The 18,948-nt window shown below is 64.2% G+C and carries 19 protein-coding genes; 6 read left to right on the top strand and 13 right to left on the bottom strand.

What is annotated here, in order from left to right; genetic code table 11:
• Positions 1 to 3: 3 nt before the first annotated feature.
• From mraY to HG250_RS12020, 11 genes are all read right to left on the bottom strand, one after another.
• On the bottom strand, positions 4 to 1,074 hold the full coding sequence (mraY, locus tag HG250_RS12070; protein ID WP_170005582.1) for a phospho-N-acetylmuramoyl-pentapeptide-transferase: 1,071 nt from the start codon (positions 1,072 to 1,074) through the stop codon (positions 4 to 6).
• Positions 1,075 to 2,532 carry a UDP-N-acetylmuramoyl-tripeptide--D-alanyl-D-alanine ligase gene (locus HG250_RS12065; RefSeq protein ID WP_170005581.1) on the bottom strand — a complete coding sequence of 486 codons (1,458 nt, stop codon included), beginning with the start codon at positions 2,530 to 2,532 and terminating at the stop codon, positions 1,075 to 1,077. It lies immediately after the preceding gene.
• Positions 2,529 to 3,989: a UDP-N-acetylmuramoyl-L-alanyl-D-glutamate--2,6-diaminopimelate ligase gene (locus HG250_RS12060; protein WP_170005580.1), complete on the bottom strand. Its 1,461-nt coding sequence runs from the start codon at positions 3,987 to 3,989 to the stop codon at positions 2,529 to 2,531. Before HG250_RS12060 ends, HG250_RS12065 begins: the two co-directional genes overlap by 4 nt.
• Positions 3,989 to 5,698, bottom strand: a complete 1,710-nt coding sequence (locus HG250_RS12055) for a peptidoglycan D,D-transpeptidase FtsI family protein (protein WP_170005579.1) — start codon at positions 5,696 to 5,698, stop codon at positions 3,989 to 3,991. Before HG250_RS12055 ends, HG250_RS12060 begins: the two co-directional genes overlap by 1 nt.
• A 5-nt stretch (positions 5,699 to 5,703) precedes the next feature.
• The gene (locus HG250_RS12050; protein ID WP_170005578.1) at positions 5,704 to 6,228 is read right to left on the bottom strand and encodes a hypothetical protein; all 525 of its coding nucleotides are present in this window, start codon (positions 6,226 to 6,228) and stop codon (positions 5,704 to 5,706) included.
• Positions 6,228 to 7,166, bottom strand: a complete 939-nt coding sequence (gene rsmH, locus HG250_RS12045) for a 16S rRNA (cytosine(1402)-N(4))-methyltransferase RsmH (protein ID WP_170005577.1) — start codon at positions 7,164 to 7,166, stop codon at positions 6,228 to 6,230. The genes HG250_RS12050 and rsmH overlap by 1 nt, the downstream gene beginning before the upstream one ends.
• Positions 7,163 to 7,657, bottom strand: a complete 495-nt coding sequence (locus HG250_RS12040; protein ID WP_170005576.1) for a division/cell wall cluster transcriptional repressor MraZ — start codon at positions 7,655 to 7,657, stop codon at positions 7,163 to 7,165. The genes rsmH and HG250_RS12040 overlap by 4 nt, the downstream gene beginning before the upstream one ends.
• A 348-nt stretch (positions 7,658 to 8,005) precedes the next feature.
• Positions 8,006 to 8,839, bottom strand: coding sequence for a motility-associated ABC transporter substrate-binding family protein (locus HG250_RS12035; protein WP_170005575.1), 834 nt, complete (start codon positions 8,837 to 8,839; stop codon positions 8,006 to 8,008).
• 7 nt (positions 8,840 to 8,846) lie between these two features.
• Positions 8,847 to 9,221 carry a hypothetical protein gene (locus HG250_RS12030; protein ID WP_170005574.1) on the bottom strand — a complete coding sequence of 125 codons (375 nt, stop codon included), beginning with the start codon at positions 9,219 to 9,221 and terminating at the stop codon, positions 8,847 to 8,849.
• 45 nt (positions 9,222 to 9,266) lie between these two features.
• Positions 9,267 to 10,283, bottom strand: a complete 1,017-nt coding sequence (locus tag HG250_RS12025) for a cysteine synthase A (protein ID WP_170005573.1) — start codon at positions 10,281 to 10,283, stop codon at positions 9,267 to 9,269.
• A gap of 104 nt (positions 10,284 to 10,387) precedes the next feature.
• Complete coding sequence (locus HG250_RS12020; RefSeq protein ID WP_170005572.1) at positions 10,388 to 10,705, bottom strand: 2Fe-2S iron-sulfur cluster-binding protein; 318 nt, start codon at positions 10,703 to 10,705, stop codon at positions 10,388 to 10,390.
• A gap of 136 nt (positions 10,706 to 10,841) precedes the next feature.
• On the opposite strand from HG250_RS12020, the gene HG250_RS12015 reads away from it, so the two are divergent.
• The 4 genes from HG250_RS12015 (at position 10,842) to HG250_RS12000 (ending at position 16,395) form a co-directional block, all read left to right on the top strand.
• On the top strand, positions 10,842 to 11,459 hold the full coding sequence (locus HG250_RS12015; RefSeq protein WP_170005614.1) for a DNA-3-methyladenine glycosylase family protein: 618 nt from the start codon (positions 10,842 to 10,844) through the stop codon (positions 11,457 to 11,459).
• 229 nt (positions 11,460 to 11,688) lie between these two features.
• Positions 11,689 to 12,372: a type 1 glutamine amidotransferase domain-containing protein gene (locus tag HG250_RS12010; protein ID WP_170005571.1), complete on the top strand. Its 684-nt coding sequence runs from the start codon at positions 11,689 to 11,691 to the stop codon at positions 12,370 to 12,372.
• 1,128 nt (positions 12,373 to 13,500) lie between these two features.
• Positions 13,501 to 15,519, top strand: coding sequence for a S9 family peptidase (locus HG250_RS12005; RefSeq protein ID WP_170005570.1), 2,019 nt, complete (start codon positions 13,501 to 13,503; stop codon positions 15,517 to 15,519).
• A gap of 69 nt (positions 15,520 to 15,588) precedes the next feature.
• Positions 15,589 to 16,395 carry an SDR family oxidoreductase gene (locus HG250_RS12000; protein WP_240957108.1) on the top strand — a complete coding sequence of 269 codons (807 nt, stop codon included), beginning with the start codon at positions 15,589 to 15,591 and terminating at the stop codon, positions 16,393 to 16,395.
• 4 nt (positions 16,396 to 16,399) lie between these two features.
• On the opposite strand, the gene HG250_RS11995 is transcribed toward HG250_RS12000, so the two are convergent.
• Entirely contained in the window at positions 16,400 to 16,690 is a 291-nt protein-coding gene (locus tag HG250_RS11995; RefSeq protein WP_170005568.1) for a 4a-hydroxytetrahydrobiopterin dehydratase, read from the bottom strand.
• Between the two features lie 53 nt (positions 16,691 to 16,743).
• Here HG250_RS11995 and ccmA point away from each other — a divergent pair, with 53 nt between their 5' ends.
• Positions 16,744 to 17,385 (top strand): heme ABC exporter ATP-binding protein CcmA, encoded by a 642-nt coding sequence (gene ccmA / locus HG250_RS11990; protein ID WP_170005567.1) that lies wholly within the window; start codon positions 16,744 to 16,746, stop codon positions 17,383 to 17,385.
• The gene (locus tag HG250_RS11985) at positions 17,379 to 18,056 is read left to right on the top strand and encodes a heme exporter protein CcmB (protein WP_170005613.1); all 678 of its coding nucleotides are present in this window, start codon (positions 17,379 to 17,381) and stop codon (positions 18,054 to 18,056) included. Before ccmA ends, HG250_RS11985 begins: the two co-directional genes overlap by 7 nt.
• On the opposite strand, the gene map is transcribed toward HG250_RS11985, so the two are convergent.
• The gene (map, locus tag HG250_RS11980) at positions 18,053 to 18,883 is read right to left on the bottom strand and encodes a type I methionyl aminopeptidase (protein ID WP_170005566.1); all 831 of its coding nucleotides are present in this window, start codon (positions 18,881 to 18,883) and stop codon (positions 18,053 to 18,055) included. The two genes, HG250_RS11985 and map, sit on opposite strands and share 4 nt — an antisense overlap.
• Positions 18,884 to 18,948 lie beyond the last annotated feature (65 nt).

Below are 18,948 nucleotides of genomic sequence, written 5' to 3'. Positions count from 1 at the left end.
CGATCAACGCAGCTTCAGCGTGGCGAGGCCCATCAGCGCAAGCACGATGGAGATGATCCAGAAACGGATGACGACGGTGGATTCCTTCCAGCCCAATTGCTCGAAATGGTGGTGGATGGGTGCCATCAGGAAGATCCGTCGGCCCGTGCGCTTGAACCAGAATACCTGGATGATGACGGACAGCGCCTCGATCACGAAAAGGCCGCCGACGATGCCCAGTACGATCTCGTGATGGCTGGCGACGGCAATCGCGCCCAGCGCCCCGCCAAGGGCAAGGCTGCCGGTATCGCCCATGAACACGGCGGCCGGCGGCGCGTTGAACCACAGGAAGGCGAGCCCCGCCCCCATGATCGCGGCGCAGAAGATCGCCAGTTCCCCGGCCCCCGGCACATGCGGAATACCGAGATAGCTGGAATAATCCACGCGTCCGACAAGGTAGGAGATGATCGCGAAAGTGCCCGCCGCGATGATGACCGGCATCGTCGCCAGCCCGTCCAGACCGTCGGTCAGATTGACCGCATTGCCCGCCCCCACGATCACGAAGGCGGCAAAGACGTAATAGAGAAAGCCCATTTCGAAGCCGATGTTCGAGAAGAACGGCACGTACAGGAACGTATTAATCTGGCTGACGATGATCCACGATGCCACTCCGGCGACGGCGAATTCCAGCAGCAGCCGAACCCGGCCCGAAACCCCGCGATGGCTCTTCTTCGTGATCTTGTCGTAATCGTCGATGAATCCGATCAGGCCAAACCCGACCGTCACGGCCAGGCAGGCCCAGATGAACGGGTTGCGCAGATCCATCCAGATGAGCAGCGACAGCATCAGCGACACCAGCATCATCAGCCCGCCCATGGTGGGCGTGCCGACCTTGGCCTGGTGGCTCTGCGGGCCGTCCACGCGGATCGGCTGACCCTTGCCCTGCCGCACCCGCAGCATCAGGATGAAACGCGGGCCGATGATCAGCCCGATGAACAAGGCAGTAACCAGCGTGGCACCTGCCCGCGCGGTCTGATACCTGACGAGGTTGAAGACGCCCTCGAAATTCATCCATTCGGCTAGCAGATAGAGCATTCAGCCTTCCCTGGCCGTGAAATGGGCAACCACCCTGCCCAGCCCGACCGAGTTCGATCCTTTCACCAGCACGGCATCGCCGGCGGTTATCCCGTAATCTTCCAGCGCGGCGATGGCGCCTTCAGGATCGCCGCAATGCGCGAAGTGAAGCCCTGCTGCAAGCGCACCGGCCTCACCTTTCCCCAAGCTGCGCGCAAGGCTGCGCATTTCCTCGCCCACCAGGATGACGAAATCGACCCTGGCTTCGGCCAGCGGCCCGGCCAGATCGGCATGGAAGCGCGGGGCGAAATCGCCGAGTTCCTTCATCGCGCCCAGCACCGCCACGCGGCGGGTGGCGGGCGTCTGCCCCAGCGCGCGCAGGGTCGCCCGCATCGATGCAGGATTGGCGTTGTAGCTTTCGTCGATCATCAGCGCATGACCGCCGGGAGCGGCCAGCCGGTGCCGTGCGCCGCGCCCCTTCAACCCGCCCATTTCCGCAAGCGCCAGCCCGGCAGCCCCCAGATCGCCGCCCGCCGCACGCACCGCGGCCATGACGCAGAGCGCATTGGAGATCCAGTGATCGCCGGGTTCTGCGACCGAGAAACAGACCCGTGTGTCGCCCATATCCGCAGTAACCAGCGATCCGCCATTGGCGGAGGGGATCGCATCCAGCAGCCGCACATCGGCATGGGCAGAGCGCCCGAAGGAAACGAGCTTCACGCCTGCCTTCGCCGCATGATCGGCAAGCCGCGCGAAATGCGGGCTGTCGGCCGGAACGATGGCGGTGCCGCCTTGCACGACACCGCCGAAGATCTCGGCCTTGGCGTCCGCGATCGCTTCTTCGCTGCCGAGGTTCTCGATATGCGCCGGAGCGATCGTGGTGATCACCGCAACATGCGGCCGGACGTGATCGGCCAGGGCCGCCATCTCGCCGGCATGATTCATGCCCATTTCGAAAATGCCGAAGCGGCTGCGGGCCGGCATCCGCGCCAGCGACAGCGGAACGCCGACATGGTTGTTGTAGCTGCGCACCGACCGATGCGCCTTGCCCCTGCTGGACCGGTCGAGCGCCGCGAATATCGCCTCCTTCACGCCGGTCTTGCCGACAGAACCCGTCACGCCGATCCGCATCGCATTCGCGCGGTCGGCCGCCGCCTGGCCAAGCGCATGCAGCGCCGCGGTGGTGTCCGCGACCAGAACATGCGGCTGCACGATGGGACGGTCGGTGATCGCGGCGGCGGCACCATTGGCAAAGGCGGTGTCGAGGAAGCGGTGACCGTCCATCGCTTCACCCTTCAGGGCGATGAACAGATCGCCGCCGCGAATGTCGCGGCTGTCCATTTCAACACCCGAGACCTGGAAGGCGGCGCTGGCCCGGCCACCGGTCACGCGGGCGATCTCGTCGCTGCTCCACAGACGGGCGGGCAGGGTGTCGGTCCGGGTAATTGGCCATTGCAGCAAAGCATTACGGGCGCTCATCGGGCGGCCTCCTCACGCGAAACGGTGACGTCGTCGAAAGCAAGCACGCGCATGCTGCCTGCCGACCCTATGATCTGGCCCTGTTCGTGGCCCTTGCCCGCGATGAGGACGATATCGTCCCGCCGCGCCTCGGAAATCGCGGCCGCGATCGCCTCGCGGCGGTCGCCGATCTCGCGGGCTTTCGCCTTCTGTCCGGCGATACCAGCCATGATCGCGCGGCGAATGTCTGCGGGGTCTTCGCCGCGGGGGTTATCGTCGGTAACGATCACCACATCGGAGAATTCGGCTGCCGCACGGCCCATGGGATCACGCTTACCGATATCGCGCTCGCCGCCCGCACCCATCACGGTGATGAGCCGCCCGGTGACATGCGGGCGAAGCGCCTGCATCGCGGCCTCCAGGGCATCGGGCGTATGCGCGTAATCGACATAGACGGGCGCACCCTGCGGCGAGATGACGGCGCGTTCCAGCCGCCCGCGCACCGGCTGCAGCCGTGCCATGGCGTCAAATACCTGCGAAGGTTGCCCACCGGTCGCGAGGACAAGCGCAGCCGCGACCAGCGCGTTCTGCGCCTGATAGGCACCGATCAGCGGCAGGCGAACGGATCTGTCCGCACCATCATGTTGCAGCGTCAATTCCTGCCCGAGCTGCGTGGCATCGCGCCCGACGAGCCGGAGAAAATTGCCCTGCTCACCCACGGTGAGCACCTGCAATCCGCGCGCCCTGCCGCTTTCGGCCACGCGCGCCATCCAGTCGCTGCCGTCCGGATGCACCACCAGCGTGCCGCCATCGTCCACAACCTCGTGCACCAGTCGCAGCTTGGCGGAGAAATACTCCTCCATATCGGCATGATAGTCGAGATGGTCGCGGCTGAAATTGGTGAAGGCTGCGGCTTTGACCGGCAGTCCCTCGTTGCGATATTGCGACAGGCCGTGGCTCGACGCCTCATAGGCGACGTGGGTCACGCCTTCGCGGGCGAGCCCCGCCATATTCGACAGGAAAGTGACGATGTCGGGCGTGGTGAGCCCCGTGGAGATGCTCTCGTCGGGCGTGGTGACGCCCAGAGTGCCGATCGACGCCGCCCGCTCCCCCGCCATGCGCCACAATTGCCGCGTCATCTCCGCGGTCGAGGTCTTGCCGTTGGTGCCGGTCACGGCGATGATGGTGCCCGGCACCGGCGTGAAGAATCGTGCCGCCAGCTGCGCGAAAAGGCGGCGCGGCTGATCGCCTGCAATATGCAGCGCGCCTTCGACCTGCGCTTCGGGTCTGGCGACCACCGCGATGGCACCTGCGCTGATGGCCGCCGCGATGAAATCCTCGCCATTCGCAGCGGAACCCTGAAAGGCGCCGAATATCGTTCCTGGCGCGACTTTCCGATGATCGATGGCGAAACCCGTCACGGCCTGGTCCGCATTGTCGCTGCCGTCTACCGAAGGGTAAATTGCGCCCAATTTCATCAGGCACCCCCGCCGACGAGCGGCTCGAGATCGCTCATGTCCACATCCCTTGTATCGTCAGGACGCACGCCGAGTATGGGACCGATGCGGGGAACCAGCCGTCCGACGATGGGGGCCGCGTTCCATGCCGCCGTGCGCTGGAACGAGCTGGCCGTCGTACCCTTGGGTTCGTCCAGCATGGCCACGATCACGTAGCGCGGGCGATCCATCGGGAAAGCGGCAGCGAAGGTGGAAACGAGCGACGAACGGCGATAGCCGCCCGCGCCCGGCTTTTCGGCAGAACCAGTCTTGCCGCCAACGCGGAAACCCGGCGCATCGGCGTTGCGGCCGGTGCCATACACCGCGATCATGCGCAGCAATTGCCGCATCCGCGACGATGTGCTGGATTTGAACACGCGGGTGCCGCGCGCGGCCTGCCCGGGTTCAACCCGGTGCATCGTCGCCGGACGGAAGATCCCGCCATTGACCATGGCCGCATAGGCGCTGGCGAGGTGCAGCGGCGTGACGGCGATGCCGTGGCCGTAGCTGACGGTCATGTTGCGCAGGCGCGGCCATTTCTCGCCCGGCCAGATGGGAAAACCGCGCGCGGGCAATTCGATGGCGGGGCGGCCGTCCATGCCGAGATCCATCATTACCCGCCGCATCCGCTCCGGCCCAAGCTCGTCAGCGATACGCGCGGTTACCGTATTGGACGAATGGATGAGCGTTTCCGGCACGTTCAGCGTGGCACCCAGAAAGTGGCTGTCCTTCAGGCTGAACCGCCCGACCTTCACCGGGTGAGCGTTGTAGCGTTTGCCGAAATCGCGCACCACGCCGGCATCGATGGCGGCTGCCACCGTCAGCGGCTTGAAGGTGGAGCCAAGTTCGTAAACCTGGTTGGTCACCCGGTTGAACATGGCTTTCTCGCCCTCGGCATCGATATGATTGGGATCGAATTCGGGCAGCGAGGCCAGCGCGAGAACCTCGCCCGTATCGACATCGAGCACGATACCGGCAGCACCCATCGCATTGGTCGACAGCATGCCCCGGCGCAATTCGTCTTCCAGCGCACCCTGCGCGCGCATGTCGATGGAGAGCGCGCTCGGCATCGCCCGGCGCGCGGGGTCGCTCAGCTGGTCATCCAGCACCTGTTCCATGCCGACGCGGCCCTTCCCGTCCGCAGCGACATAGCCGAGCACATGCGCCGCCATCGTTCCTTGCGGATAATGGCGGTCATTCTCCTTGGGCATCTCCAGCGCAAGTTCGCCCAATGCCTGTACCCGGTTCGCCTGTTCGGGCAGAACGCGGCGGCGCAGATAGCCGGGCTTGCCGCTGGCGAGCCGCGCCGCCACGTCGGCCTCGTCCATTTCGGGGAAAATCTGCTTCAATTGCGCGGCAATTTTCACCGGGCTCTGCACCAGCGGCGAGCCGGTGTCGCCAAGGGCCTCCGGGTTGAACCACAGGGCGTAGGCCGGAAAGGCCCGTGCCAGCGGAACGCCGTTGCGATCGGTTATCTCGCCGCGCGATGGCAGCAGGGCTTCCTCCAGAGAAGTGGTCCGGGTAGTTCTGTCGGTCAGACCCAGAAAGCCGATCCGCGCCACCGCGGCGACCGCGATCAGCACGAAGATGGCGGCGACCAGCAGCACCCGCAGCCGCGCGACCGCCAGGGTGCGCTGGCGGAAATCGACCAATTGCGCCCGTCCGGAGGAGATAGCCGTGCTGTAGGTCATGGAGGTCACTGGCCATTCTCCAGGACCGAAGCGCCCAGCCCCATGCCGCGCGTACCGAAGGTTCCGCCATGGGTCAGCCGTTCGGCCAGCGAGCGGGTTTCCCTGCGCTCGTCGTCGCCTTGACCGGCGGGCCGTCCGGTTACAGGCGATACCAACGCCGGCAGACCTTCGGCCATCAGCGCCTCGTCATCGGCGGCGCGGGCGACCCGGATCGGGTCGGGGGCACCCACCGCACGTGGCCCGGCGAGTGCTGCCAGTTCACGCTCATTGTCGATATATTGATCGGCGCGCGGGGCCTCGTAACCGAAGTCCACGACGTTCCAGTCGGCAAGCTGCTGCTGGTTGGCCCGCGTTTCGAATTCCGTTTCCAGCAGGATGGTTTCGCGCTGCAAGGCGATGATCTGGCGTTCGGCCAGACGCACTTCGCTCTTCACCGCATTGACCCGGAAGGTCAGCGCGGCGAATGCCGCCAGGCAGATGCCCAGCACGACTGCCCAGCCCAGATGCCGCATCCGGCTGCCCGCGACCATCACGCTGCCTCCCTCGCCGGGGCATCGGTGCGGCTTGCATGGCGAAGCGTGGCGGAACGGGCGCGCGGGTTTCGCTCGATCTCCTCCGGTGCGGGACGGATGGCGCGGGAAATGGCGGTGAACACGGCCGGGCCGGTTTCCGCCTTGGGCAGGTGGCGCGATCCGCCGGAAACAGCGGCTGCATCCTTCAGAAACCGTTTCACGATGCGATCCTCCAGGCTGTGGAAGCTGACGACAGCGAGTTTGCCATCGGTGCGCAGCACTTGCTCTGCCGCGACAAGGCCCGCGCGCAATTCGTCGAGTTCGGCGTTCACATGGATACGGACGGCCTGGAATGTGCGCGTCGCAGGGTCTTTGGGCGCGCCGGGATGATGGCCCAGCGCCTTGCGCACGACCCGCGCCAGATCGCCGGTGGTTTGCAGCGGCCGCGCGGCCACGATAGCGCGGGCTACCCTGCGCGACTGGCGTTCCTCGCCATAGAGATACAGCACGTCGGCGATCGCGGCATCGTCCGCCTCGTTCAGGAAATCCGCCGCGCTCGGACCTTGCTGGCTCATCCGCATGTCGAGCGGGCCATCGAGCGAGAAAGCGAAACCGCGTTCGCCCCGGTCAAGCTGCATTGAGGAAACGCCGATATCCATGGCCACACCGTCGACCTTAGGCACGCCAGCTTCAGCCAGCGTTTCCGCCATTTCCGAGAAGCGGCGCGGATGCAATATCAGGCGCGGGTTCTCCCCAGCGGCTTCCGACCAGCCCTGCCCTGCGGCAATGGCATCGGGGTCGCGATCGAATGCGTGGACGATGGCACCGGCATGCAGGAGGGCGCGGGTATAGCCGCCAGCACCGAAGGTGGCATCCACCACGACTGCTCCGGGACGGATGTCCAGCGCAGCGACCACTTCTGCAAGCAGCACGGGAATATGCGGGGCGGCGCTCATTTGCGCTTTGCTTTCGCATCAGCCAGCAGATTGGCGCAAGCAGCCTGCGCCGCTTCCCAGCCTGCGCCCATCCGGGCGAGTTCTTCCGGGTTCCAGATGGTGAAGAAGCGGCCCGCACCCTGAAAATACAATCCATCCTCGATGCAGCCGAGCGCAGCAAGATGGTCAGGCATGACGAAGCGACCACTGTCGTCGAAGGGCACCTCGGTAAAGCCGAACAGCTGCATGGAGCGCAGGTCGCGGTCGAAATCCTGCCCGCGGTCGATGGCGATGGCTTCCTCGCGGTCGATCTGCGCGTCCAGCTCCACCCGGCGCGAAAGGCCGAAGCCTGTCAGGCAGTTCCAGCGGTCATGCTTGGCAAGGCAGAGCACGCGACCGTCGCTGGATTCCTTCACGGCCTTGCGGAACAGCGGCGGCAGGACGAAGCGGCCCTTATCGCCCTGCGGCGAATAGGCCTGTCCGCTATATCCGTGCTGTAGCGCCGTGGCCAACTCTTCCCAACTCCCCCGATCACGGACATGAGTTCCCCCGCCCCGACGCGCGCATTCGCGTCGGGTTCGCGCTGCCACCCCAGCACGGCTTCCGAGACTCCATGTCCGATAGGTGAATTGTTTAACCCCACCCCTTGGGGGATGGAAGGGGAAAATACGGGAAATCGCGGGATAAAGACGCAACTCTCTATTATTGTTAGGAATTATTCTCGAGCGCTTCACGCACGATGGTTAACACCAATCGTCGGAAAGCTTCATTTTGCTAAGATTTCTGTTTTTCCGGACGCGGGTGCCCGCGCTTCCTCCGCGCGCTGCCCGTGATTTCCCGTGGGTCTGCGGCTGAATCCGTCAGCCCGCTTGCGCTGGATCGAAAGCGGCCTGCAGCAAGGCATCGAACGCCCGGAGCGCATCTTGCCGCCTGTCGTCGCGATCCTCCAGCAGGGCCGCGTCGGCGACGATCACCGCCCGCCCGGCCCCGATCCGGCACAGCGCAACCAGGGCATCGGCAACGATACGGCAATCCGAGGGCGCGTCCGCGCTGGTGGTCACCGGACGCAATCGTCCCGCCAGTTCGGTCGGCAAGGGCCTCTCCCCGAAATTCACGCTGCTTTCCCCCAGCGGCTGCGCTTCATCGAAGGTAAGCTCCAGCCCCCACCTGGTCAGGATGGGCGAAAGCAGCACCACGTCCTGCGGTCGCCGGCGATCGCCGATCGGGTAGATCGAATGACCCGTCAGGCGCGGGTCGGCAAACAGCAGGACTTCGCCGCCTTTCCGAACCCAGTCATCCAGCGCGACATTTTCCGCGCCCCCGAGCGCCCGGGGCTGCACGAGCAGGAGGTGGTCCAGCGCGGCAAGCGTATCCGCCTCCAGCGCATCGACGGGCTGCAGATCGTACCGGCGTGCCAGCCACCGGCGAGCCCAGTGCACAGGCACGTCGCTGTCCAGCGCATCGGAAAAGGTAGCGTTCTCGGCCCAGTAGATCGGCAGCGTCGTCAGCAATCCCAGGACCGGTCGGTCCGCACCGCCGGCAATCCGGCGCTCGGCATCTGTAACGGCGGCGTCCGTTCCTCCGGATGCTGGCCCGTCTTCGGCTCCGGATACGGCATCGCCATTGGCCGAACACCCCGCCAGCAGTGCCGGTGCCAGCAGCGCGTGCAATCCCGCGCGCAAACAGCGCCTCACCCGATGATCAGGGGCGGGCGGCATCCGCTTCTCCGCGCGTCTCGATGGGTATGGCATCTCCGGTAAGGGGCGCCGGTCCGGCTTTTTCGGCGGGTATCGGTCCGGCCGGCATGTCGGGAACAACGCCGGCATCGGCCAGCGGATCGCTCTGCGGCGCAGGTGGCGCAGCCACCGTCGCGGTTGCTTCCGGCACCGCAGCGCGGCCGGTTTCGTCTGCCCGGTGCGTGATTATGCTAGCCAGGCCGATCAGCAGGAGCATGGTAACCAGACCTGCCACGCCGACCTGCAGGCGCTGCATGGCCTGCTGGCGGGTTCCGCCCAGCGGCGGCGTCAGCCGGTCGCCACCGGCCACCGCGATGCGGTCGAGATTTGCCTTCGCCATTGCGCCACAGGCTACAGCAAGCCGCGCTCCAGTCAATCCGCCCGGCTATGCTGCGGGTTTGAGCCAATCGAAAACCGGCAATTCCTTCTCGGCGAGCCATTCGGGATTGTAGAGCGACGACAGATAGCGGAAACCGGTGTCGCAGAGGATCGTGGCGACCCGCGCTTCCTCACCCTTCGTCCGGGCCAGTTGACGCCCCAGCGCCACGGCACCTGCCACGTTGATGCCGCTCGACAGGCCGAGGCACAGCCCTTCTTCCTGCAACAGGCGGGCGACCCAGTGCAGCCCTTCCTCGTCCGAGATGCGGAATTGCGTGTCGATGGGTGCGCCTTCCAGATTGCCGGTGATGCGGCCCTGCCCGATCCCTTCGGCGACGGAGGAACCCTCCGACTCCAACTCGCCATGGGCATAGTAATTATACAGCGCCGCGCCGTGCGGATCGGTTAGCGCGATGGTGACGCCCTCGTCACGGCTTTTCAGCCCCATGCCGACGCCGGCAATGGTGCCGCCCGTGCCCGCCGCACAGGTGAAGCCGTCGATCCGGCCCTCCATCTGCTCCCACAGTTCCACTGCGGTTCCATCGATATGCGCCTTGCGATTGGCGGTGTTGTCGAACTGATTGGCCCAGATGGCCCCGTCGGTGTCCTCGGCGAGGCGGCGCGATGTATGCACGAAATGCCCCGGATTGGCGAATGGCGCGGCAGGAACCAGTACCAGTTCCGCGCCCAATGCACGCAACGTATCCATCTTTTCGCGGCTTTGCGTTTCGGGCATGACGATGATGGTGCGATAGCCCAGCGCATTCGCCACCAGCGCAAGGCCGATGCCGGTATTGCCCGCCGTTCCTTCGACGATGGTGCCGCCGGGCTTCAACTCGCCCCGTGCTTCGGCCTCGCGCACGATATACAGCGCCGCCCGGTCCTTGACCGAGGCACCGGGATTGGTGAATTCGCACTTGCCGTAGATTTCGCAGCCCGCAGCCTCGCTGGGGCCTTGCAGCAACACCAGCGGCGTGTTGCCGATCAGATCGAGCGTGTCCTTGCGCGGAGAAGTAAGCATCATGGCGCGTGAATTAGGGGCAGGCGGAGTGCATGGCAACGCAGTTGCGCTTTTCCGGCGCTAAACGCCGCTTGCAGTCCGCCCCTCGTCCTGAGGGGATGATCGGATCAATCCTCGGGTGCGATGGTCACCTTCAATCCGTCCAGATCCGATGTAAAATCAATCTGGCAGGACAGGCGGGAATTCTCGGTCCGGTGATCGCTGGATTCCAGCAGATCGTCCTCATCCTCGCTGATTGGCGGCAACTTGCCCATGAAAGCGGGGTCGACATGGACATGGCAGGTCGCGCAGGAACAGCAGCCACCGCAAAGCGCCAGCAATTCGTCGAAGCCATTGTCGCGGATCGCTTCCATGACGGTCAGGCCGTCCTGCGCCTCGATGCTGGATTCCACGCCTTCACGGTTGACGACATTCAATGTGGGCATGATGAGCCTTGACCCCCGGTTTGCAGCGGCCCGTCAGGATGGTCGGACCGGTCGGGGCAAGCTGCTAGGACAGGCGGCCCATTTTGGCAAGACGGGCACGCTGAACGGTGCGAGTGAACAGGTGGGAGATCGAACATTGGGGTTGAGCGCCGAACAATTGCGGACCGGCATGGATGCGATTGCCTCGCGGGAACCGGCGATGGCCCGCGCACTTGCCCACGCCGGATATCCGCCGCCCCGTATCAGCCCTCGCGGCTATCGCACCCTGCTGCGCACCATCGTCGGGCAGCAGGTCTCCGTCGCGTCGGCGGCATCGGTGTGGGCCAAGCTGGAGCTTGAGCTCGGGGCGGAAATGAATCCCGACGACCTGCTGTCGCGCGATTACGATACCCTGCGCGCCTGCGGCCTGTCGCGGCAGAAACAGGGCTATGCCCGCTCCTTGTGCGAACTGGTGGCGAGGGGCGAGGTCGATCTGGAGCATCTGCCCGCCGACGACGAGGCCGCCATAGCGGAACTCACCCGCATCAAGGGCATCGGACGCTGGTCGGCCGAGATCTATTTGCTGTTCGCCGAAGGCCGCCCGGATATCTGGCCCGCCGGCGATCTGGCGGTGATGGCCGGCGTCGGCAGGATATTGGGCCTGCCGGAACGCCCGGACGAAAAACAGACCCGCGCGGTAGCCGCAGACTGGCGCCCATGGCGCGGTGCGGCGGCAATCTTCACCTGGCATATCTACAATACGGCAGCGATATAGACTGCAAGGGAAAGCCGGCTTTCGATCATATCGTAATCGGTGCGGCCATTCGGCTGGCTCCCCAGTCGCGCATATCTGGAGCAAAGCCGCGATGCGCCGGGCAATCGAGCCCTGTCCCGCCACGTTTGCGAACCGACCGGCGCGAAACCGAACCGGACGAAGATTGTTCAATGGGTGAAGCGTGCGGCATCGAGGCCGCGCCCAAGGCATACTGACAAGGACGGAAAGCATGAAGATCCTGATGGTTTTGACGAGCCACGACAAACTCGGAGACACTGGCAAGAAAACGGGGTTCTGGCTCGAGGAATTCGCGGCTCCCTATTATGTTCTGAAAGACGCCGGACACGAAATCACGCTGGCAAGTCCAAAGGGCGGAAAGCCGCCTCTGGATCCGGCTTCCGACGAACCGGACGCCCAGACCGAGGCGACCAAACGATACAAGAAGGATGCGGATGCGCAGGCCAGGCTGGCTTCGACAGAAAAGCTGGCGGATGTCGATGTCGCGACCTTCGACGGGGTGTTCTATCCGGGCGGACATGGCCCGCTCTGGGATCTTGCCGAAAGTGCGGAATCGAAAGCCATCATCGAAGACGCACTGGGGGCAGGCAAGCCGGTGGCGCTGGTCTGCCATGCGCCTGCAGTGCTGAAGAACGTGACCGGTCAGGATGGAGAGCCGATCGTGAAGGGCCGCAAGATAACGGGCTTCACCAATCAGGAAGAAGACGCTGTCGGCCTGACCGATGTCGTCCCCTTCCTGCTGGAAGACGTGCTTATCAAGCAGGGCGGGACGTTTTCCAAGCAGGGTGTATTCGAACCCTATGTGGTGCAGGACGGCCTCCTGATTACCGGGCAGAACCCGCCATCGAGCGAGCCCGCCGCCGAAAAGCTGCTCGAAGTGCTGAAGAAGCGTTAATCCGCGCCAATCTCCGGCCGAATGGCGGGCAAGGGTGCATCCGGCCCGCCATTCACCGGCTTCAATGCCCTGTAGCAGGCAGCTGCGAATTTCCTCCCGCATGGCGCGCGTGTTAGGGTGAAGCCGCACCGATCATGGCATTGGCAGCTTTCCACACTCAAGTCCGAGCATTTTGGTCCGCATCGGCAGCACCCGCAAGCAGACAGGCAGATTAACGGAAGTTCTCCTTAAAAACGGCAATTCAACTTACGACCCCAGTGTGGACGTTGGCGCGTTTGGCGTTTTTTGGCATAAGACCTCATGTTCGGGGGAAAGATCAGTCGCGCACGAGGCTTGCTGTTAGTGATCCTAGCCGCAGTCGTGATTGTCCATGGCACTCAATTCCTTGCAACTAAACTTTGGTTCTCCCAACGAACGCACGTGCCGAATGTAACAGATTTCACCGTACAGGTATGGGGCACCGAGGATCTGGTTTTTAGCGGCGACGAAATCCCAGAGTTACCGATGTTTAAGCCCGAGACTGGGCAGTGGACGTTAGCTGGACAGAGAGTTGAAGATTTTGCTGAACTGGTTCGTGGTCTTGAGGTTGGCCCCCATGGAAGCAACCCTCACGTGGTCGTGCATCTTCCGCCGAGCGCAACGGCTGATCACTATCGGCAGGCAATCGCGTCGCTGACAGAACAGGGCATCTGTCAAGTTGGGGTCTACTCGCCCATCCCGGCGGCAGAGTATATTCCTCCTAACAAGGCCAATCCCGATTGGCCCCCTAAAGGCTATGTCTCAGTCTATCGGATTTTAAACGTAAGGCCGAACTCTTTACGGTCAGAGGAATGCGAGGACCGTTTTCCTCCTTGGCCTCCTTCCTAACCAACGTCCGCTTCCCACCCCAATCTCGGACGATTTGCCTTTTCTGCAGTCGGACTGGAAGCTGCCCATACCACGAAGGAAGATGTATAATCCGGCGATGACGGGAAGATTCCGACGGCATATGGCAAAGCTCTCATGTCGCTCCCTCCGTGTCGTGCCGTCTTCAACCCGTCTTCGGGACCATGCGACTGGCCGCCGCCTTTGCCTTCAGTCTTTTCCTCGCGCCTTGCAAGTGCCGCCGCCGCACCCAAAAAGGATAGGATGACAGCACCGACCAATAGCGCCGCCGCACGCTCTGCCCCCGTCAGCACGCCCGATCTCGCGAGAGTTCCGCTGATCCCCCGCAGCGCCTTGTTCGGCAATCCCACGCGGGCGGCGGGCAAGATCAGTCCCGATGGCGAATGGCTCAGCTGGCTGGCGCCCAAGGATGGCGTCCTCAATGTCTGGATAGCACCCTGTTCCGATCCCGCTGATGCGCGGGTGATGACTGCGGCCAGCGACCGCCCGATCCGGCAATATTTCTGGGCACCGGATTCGCGCAGCCTGCTTTATATTCAGGACAAGGGCGGCGACGAGAATTTCCTGCTCTACGGCGTCGATGTCGCCAGCGGCGAAGAGCGGACCCTCACGCCGTTCGAGAACACGCGGGTGCAGATTGCCGGGGCATCGGAAACCATCCGCGACCGCATTCTGGTGGGCCTGAACAATCGCGATCCGCAATATCACGATATCTGGATGCTCGATCTGAATACGGGCGCATTGATCGAAGTGATGCGGAACGAAGGCTTTGCGGGATTCCTTTCGGACGACAGCCTTGCCATCCGCATGGCGATCAAGCCGAACGAAGCCGGCGGCATGGATTATTTCGCGGTGGACAATGGCAAGGTGGCGGAAGAACCTTCCGAAAGCACCGGCCTTGCCGACAGTCTGACGACCAGCCCCGCCGGCTACACCACCGACGGCGGGATATTGTACTGGATCGACAGCCGGGGGCGGAACACGGCAGCATTGATTGCCGAAGATACGAAATCCGGCGAACGGCGGGTGATCGCGGAGGACGACCGGGCCGATATCGGCGGTGCGATGCAGGATCAGCAGACGGGCGAGGTGCAGGCCTATTCCGTCAATTATCTGCGTAACGAATGGACCGCGCTCGATCCCGACATCGGCAAATCGCTCGATTTCCTGCGCGACAATCTGAAAGGCGATTTCGGCGTTCAGTCGCGAACCCGTGACGACACCAGATGGATCGTTGCCAACGACCCGCTGACCGAACCGGCGCAGACCTGGATCTACGACCGCGTGGCGGGAACGCTGACGCCGTTCTATACGGCGCGGCCCGAACTGGAAGGCGCGCCGCTCCAGCCGATGCAGGCGTGCGAGATCACGGCGCGCGACGGGCTGGTTCTGCCCAGCTATCTTACCCTGCCCGCCAGTTCGGCCGCCGATGCACAGGGTAATCCGACGCGGGCCGTTCCGATGGTGCTGCTGGTGCATGGCGGGCCATGGGCGCGCGACGCTTACGGCTTCAACGGGACGCATCAATGGCTCGCCAATCGTGGCTACGCCGTGCTGAGCGTGAACTTCCGCGGCTCCACCGGTTTCGGCAAGAGCTTCATTTCCGCAGGCGACCTCGAATGGGGCAAGGCCATGCATGACGATCTGCTCGATGCGGTCGCATGGGCGGTGGAACGCGGGGTGACAGGCAGCGACACAGTCGCGATCATGGGCGGATCCTATGGCGGTTACGCCACGCTGGCGGGGCTTGCCTTCACGCCGGAAGTCTTTGCCTGCGGGGTGGATATCGTCGGCCCGTCGAACTTGCAGACATTGCTGGAGACGATTCCTCCTTACTGGGTGCCGATGATCCGGCAGTTCCATGACCGGATGGGCAATCCGAATACGGAGGAAGGTCTCGCCCTGCTGAAGGAGCGCAGCCCGCTTCACAGTGCGGAAGATATCGTCAGGCCGCTGCTGATCGCGCAAGGTGCGAACGATCCCCGCGTCAATCAGGCGGAAAGCGATCAGATCGTCGATGCCATGCGGACCCGCGACATTCCGGTGACCTACGTGCTCTACCCGGACGAGGGCCACGGCTTTGCCAAGCCCGCCAACAATATCGCCTTCAACGCCATCGCCGAAAATTTCCTCGCGCAGTTCCTCGGCGGCCGGGCCGAGGCAATAGGCGACGCGCTGCATCATGCGACGGCGGAGATCGTGACCGGCGCCGAATATGTCGAAGGGCTGGTAGCGGCGCAGATCGGCAGGAAAAAGACCTGATGCGCTAAGCTGCTGACAAAGCCGTCCCTGCTGCTATCATCTGCCGAAAACATGGGCAGGAGAGAGATTTTGGGCGAGCGCAAGGCTATTTTCATCACCGGCGGCGGGTCCGGCATCGGTCAGGCCATCGCCGCCTATTTCGGCGAACGCGGCTGGTTCGTCGGTCTGGGCGATGTGGATGCGGAAGGGATGCGCAAGACCGAGGCGCTGCTGCCGGGCGGCTATCACTATTCCCATGAATTCGACGTGCGCGACCGCGATGCCTGGGACCGGGCGCTGTCGGCCTTCAACATTGCTGCGGGCGGGCGGATCGATGTTCTCGTCAACAATGCGGGCATCCCGCTGGGCGGATCGCTGACGGAAAACTCGGTCGAGGAAATCGAGCGCTGCCTCGACATCAACCTGAAAGGCGTGCTGTTCGGCGCGCAGGCGGTCTATCCCTATCTGCAGAAAAGCGCGCCGGATTCCTGCCTGCTGAACACCGCCAGCGCCGCCGGAATTTACGGCACCAGCGGCGCATCGGTCTATTCCGCCACCAAGTTCGGCGTTCGCGCGGTGACCGAGGCGCTGGACGCGGAATGGAGCGAGGACAACATCAAGGTGCGCTCCATCATGCCTGGCTTCATCGACACGCCGCTGCTGGAACATTCGCCCAACCAGCGCAGCAACGAGAATATTCGCCAGCGCGTGACGGATGCCGGGCTGGAGATCACGCCCGTCCTGCAGGTGGCGCAGGCGGCCTGGGACGCGGTGCATGGCGAGAAATTGCACACCAGGGTGGGCAAGACCGCCCATGCCCTCGCCTTTGGCACCCGCTGGATGCCCGGCAGGGTGCGGAAGCGCGCGCGCGATAGCGCTCGCCCGCTGGGTCGCTGAGGGATCAGAGCAGCGCGTCGATGGCTTTGGCCATGGCAACATCGCGCTCGCTCAACCCGTCGGCATCATGCGTCGTCAGGGCGATAGTGACGCGGTTGTAGACGTTGGACCATTCGGGGTGATGATCCTGTGCGTCGGCCAGCAGGGCCACTCGCGTCATGAAACCGAAGGCTTCGCTGAAATCGGCGAAGGTGAACTGCCGTTCGATCGCTGCTCCGCCGCGCGTTTCGCTCCATTCAGGCAAATCGTTCAGCGCGGCTGTACGCTCCGCCTCGTTCAACCGGGCAATTGCCATATCGTATCTCCCTTGCTTGTTCGCCCGGTGCCTTTCGCCTAACGACCCGCCCCATGCAAGCTGCAGCGCAACAGGGCACGCCACTGGCCGGAACGCAAACATCGCTTGCAGCGCATGACCTTTATTGCCGCCGCGGCGACCGTCCGCTGTTCGGGGGGCTGAACCTCGACCTGTCGGCGGGCGAGGCGCTGCATCTGACGGGGCCGAACGGCATCGGCAAGACGAGCCTGTTGCAGATGCTGGCCGGGCTGCGCAGGCCGGCGCGATACGGCGCGCATGGAGAAGCGGCAGCCCCCGGCAAAGTAGTGTGGCAGGGTTCCCTCGGCTATCTCGAGGATCGAACGGCGCTGGATGGAGATTTGCCGCTGGCAGAAGCTCTCGGCTTCTGGGCAAGACTCGATGGGCATCCGGCTGAATTCGAGCCATTCGGATTGTCGGACCTCATGGATGTTCCCGTTCGCTATCTTTCCACCGGCCAGCGCCGCCGGGCGGGTCTTGCCCGGCTTGCCTTGCAAGGAGCCGCGAACTGGCTACTGGACGAACCGCTGAACGGCCTTGATGCCGAAGGTGCCGCGATGCTGGAACGGCTGATCGCGGCGAAGCGCATGGGCGGCGGCATCGTCATCATAGCATCCCACCAGCCCATCGCGGTGCCGGATCACCGCACGCTCGATCTGCGCGAGCATCCCTGGTGACCCGGATCTTCTTCACCCTTCTGCGCCGCGATCTGGCGATGCTCCTGCCCGGCGGGCGAAGCGGGCAGAGCCTGTTGCCATTCCTGTTCTTCCTCGCCATCGCCATGCTCTTCCCCTTCGCCGTGGGGCCGGATGCGGAGCTTCTGGGCCGCACCGGCGGCGGCGTCATCTGGGTAGCGGCCCTGCTTGCATCCCTCCTGCCGCTGGACCGGCTGATCGCACCGGACATCGAACAGGGCGTGTTCGATCAGCTGGCCCTGCGCGGTATCGCCGACGAAGCGGTCATCGCCATTCGCGTGGCGGCCCATTGGCTGAGTTTCGCGCCCCTGCTGATCGTGGCCACCCTGCCCGCATCGGCGCTGCTGGGCCTCGACGGCCCGACTCTGAAGACAGTCGTGCTGGGGCTGCTGGCGGGAACACCGGGCCTTGCCGCCATCGGGGTCACCATCGCGGCGCTGACGGCGGGTTTGCGCGGCGGCACCGCTTTGGCGGGATTACTCCTGGTGCCGCTGGCGACGCCAATCCTGATCTTCGGCGCGGGCAGTCTGGCGCGGCCCGATGATAATGGTACCGGCGGCGGCATTCTGCTCGCCGCCGCAATCAGCCTCGTCGCGCTCGCCATCGCGCCGTTTGCCGGGGGCGCTGCAATCCGCAGCGTGCGCGACAGCTAGGCCGCATAGGGCGGCTTGTGCAGCCCGGTAGGGCTGAGCGTGAATATCTCGTTCCCGGTCTCGGTAATGCCGATCGAATGCTCGAATTGCGCCGAAAGCGACTTGTCGCGGGTCACCGCCGTCCAGCCATCGTTGAGCAGCTTGACCCACGCCTTGCCCGCGTTGATCATCGGTTCGATGGTCATGAACATGCCCGGCTTCAGTTCCGGCCCGGTTCCCGCTTTCGCCGCATGCACGACCTCGGGCGCATCGTGGAACAGGCGGCCCAGACCATGGCCGCAGAATTCGCGCACCACGCCATAGCGATACTGGCGGGCATGCGCCTCGATCGCCGCACCGATATCGCCCAGCCGCGCGCCGGGCTGTGCCGCCTCGATCCCCAGCATCAGGCATTCGTGAGTCACCTCGACCAGCCGCCGCGCCTTCAGCGAAACCTCGCCGACCATGTACATCCGGCTGGTGTCGCCATGCCAGCCATCCAGCAGCGGCGTCACGTCGACATTGACGATATCGCCTTCCTTCAAGACCTTTTCCGAAGGGATACCGTGACAAACGACATGATTGATCGAGATGCAGCAGCTGTGCTGGTAACCGCGATAGCCCATGGTCGCGGGCACCGCCCCATTGTCCAGCGTCATCTCGCGGACGCGATCGTCGATAGCCGCGGTGGTGATGCCCGGCTCCACCATCCGCGCCACCTCGTCGAGGATTTCGGCAGCCAATGCGCCTGCCCGCCGCATTCCGGCAAAACCGGCTTCGGTATGCAGCTTGATCGTGCCGTCACGGATGACGGTCTCGTCGCCTTCGATAGTCTGATATTGAGTCATGCCGCCGATGTAGCGTCACCGCGCCGGAATTGCGAGGGGGAGAAGGAGAAGCGGCCGCGTCAGGC

It is taken from the genome of Pseudopontixanthobacter vadosimaris (assembly GCF_012979275.1).
GTDB lineage: Bacteria > Pseudomonadota > Alphaproteobacteria > Sphingomonadales > Sphingomonadaceae > Pseudopontixanthobacter > Pseudopontixanthobacter vadosimaris.
Note: the sequence above shows the minus strand (reverse complement) of the source record. Positions and strands in the feature narration are given on the sequence as shown.

Coding starts and splice junctions, on each gene's coding strand:
- mraY (WP_170005582.1), bottom strand. CDS start 1,074: ATGCTCTATCTGCTAGCCGAATGGATGAATTTCGAGGGCGTCTTCAAC.
- HG250_RS12065 (WP_170005581.1), bottom strand. CDS start 2,532: ATGAGCGCCCGTAATGCTTTGCTGCAATGGCCAATTACCCGGACCGAC.
- HG250_RS12060 (WP_170005580.1), bottom strand. CDS start 3,989: ATGAAATTGGGCGCAATTTACCCTTCGGTAGACGGCAGCGACAATGCG.
- HG250_RS12055 (WP_170005579.1), bottom strand. CDS start 5,698: ATGACCTACAGCACGGCTATCTCCTCCGGACGGGCGCAATTGGTCGAT.
- HG250_RS12050 (WP_170005578.1), bottom strand. CDS start 6,228: ATGGTCGCGGGCAGCCGGATGCGGCATCTGGGCTGGGCAGTCGTGCTG.
- rsmH (WP_170005577.1), bottom strand. CDS start 7,166: ATGAGCGCCGCCCCGCATATTCCCGTGCTGCTTGCAGAAGTGGTCGCT.
- HG250_RS12030 (WP_170005574.1), bottom strand. CDS start 9,221: ATGGCGAAGGCAAATCTCGACCGCATCGCGGTGGCCGGTGGCGACCGG.
- HG250_RS12025 (WP_170005573.1), bottom strand. CDS start 10,283: ATGATGCTTACTTCTCCGCGCAAGGACACGCTCGATCTGATCGGCAAC.
- HG250_RS12020 (WP_170005572.1), bottom strand. CDS start 10,705: ATGCCCACATTGAATGTCGTCAACCGTGAAGGCGTGGAATCCAGCATC.
- HG250_RS12010 (WP_170005571.1), top strand. CDS start 11,689: ATGAAGATCCTGATGGTTTTGACGAGCCACGACAAACTCGGAGACACT.
- HG250_RS12005 (WP_170005570.1), top strand. CDS start 13,501: ATGACAGCACCGACCAATAGCGCCGCCGCACGCTCTGCCCCCGTCAGC.
- HG250_RS11995 (WP_170005568.1), bottom strand. CDS start 16,690: ATGGCAATTGCCCGGTTGAACGAGGCGGAGCGTACAGCCGCGCTGAAC.
- ccmA (WP_170005567.1), top strand. CDS start 16,744: ATGCAAGCTGCAGCGCAACAGGGCACGCCACTGGCCGGAACGCAAACA.
- map (WP_170005566.1), bottom strand. CDS start 18,883: ATGACTCAATATCAGACTATCGAAGGCGACGAGACCGTCATCCGTGAC.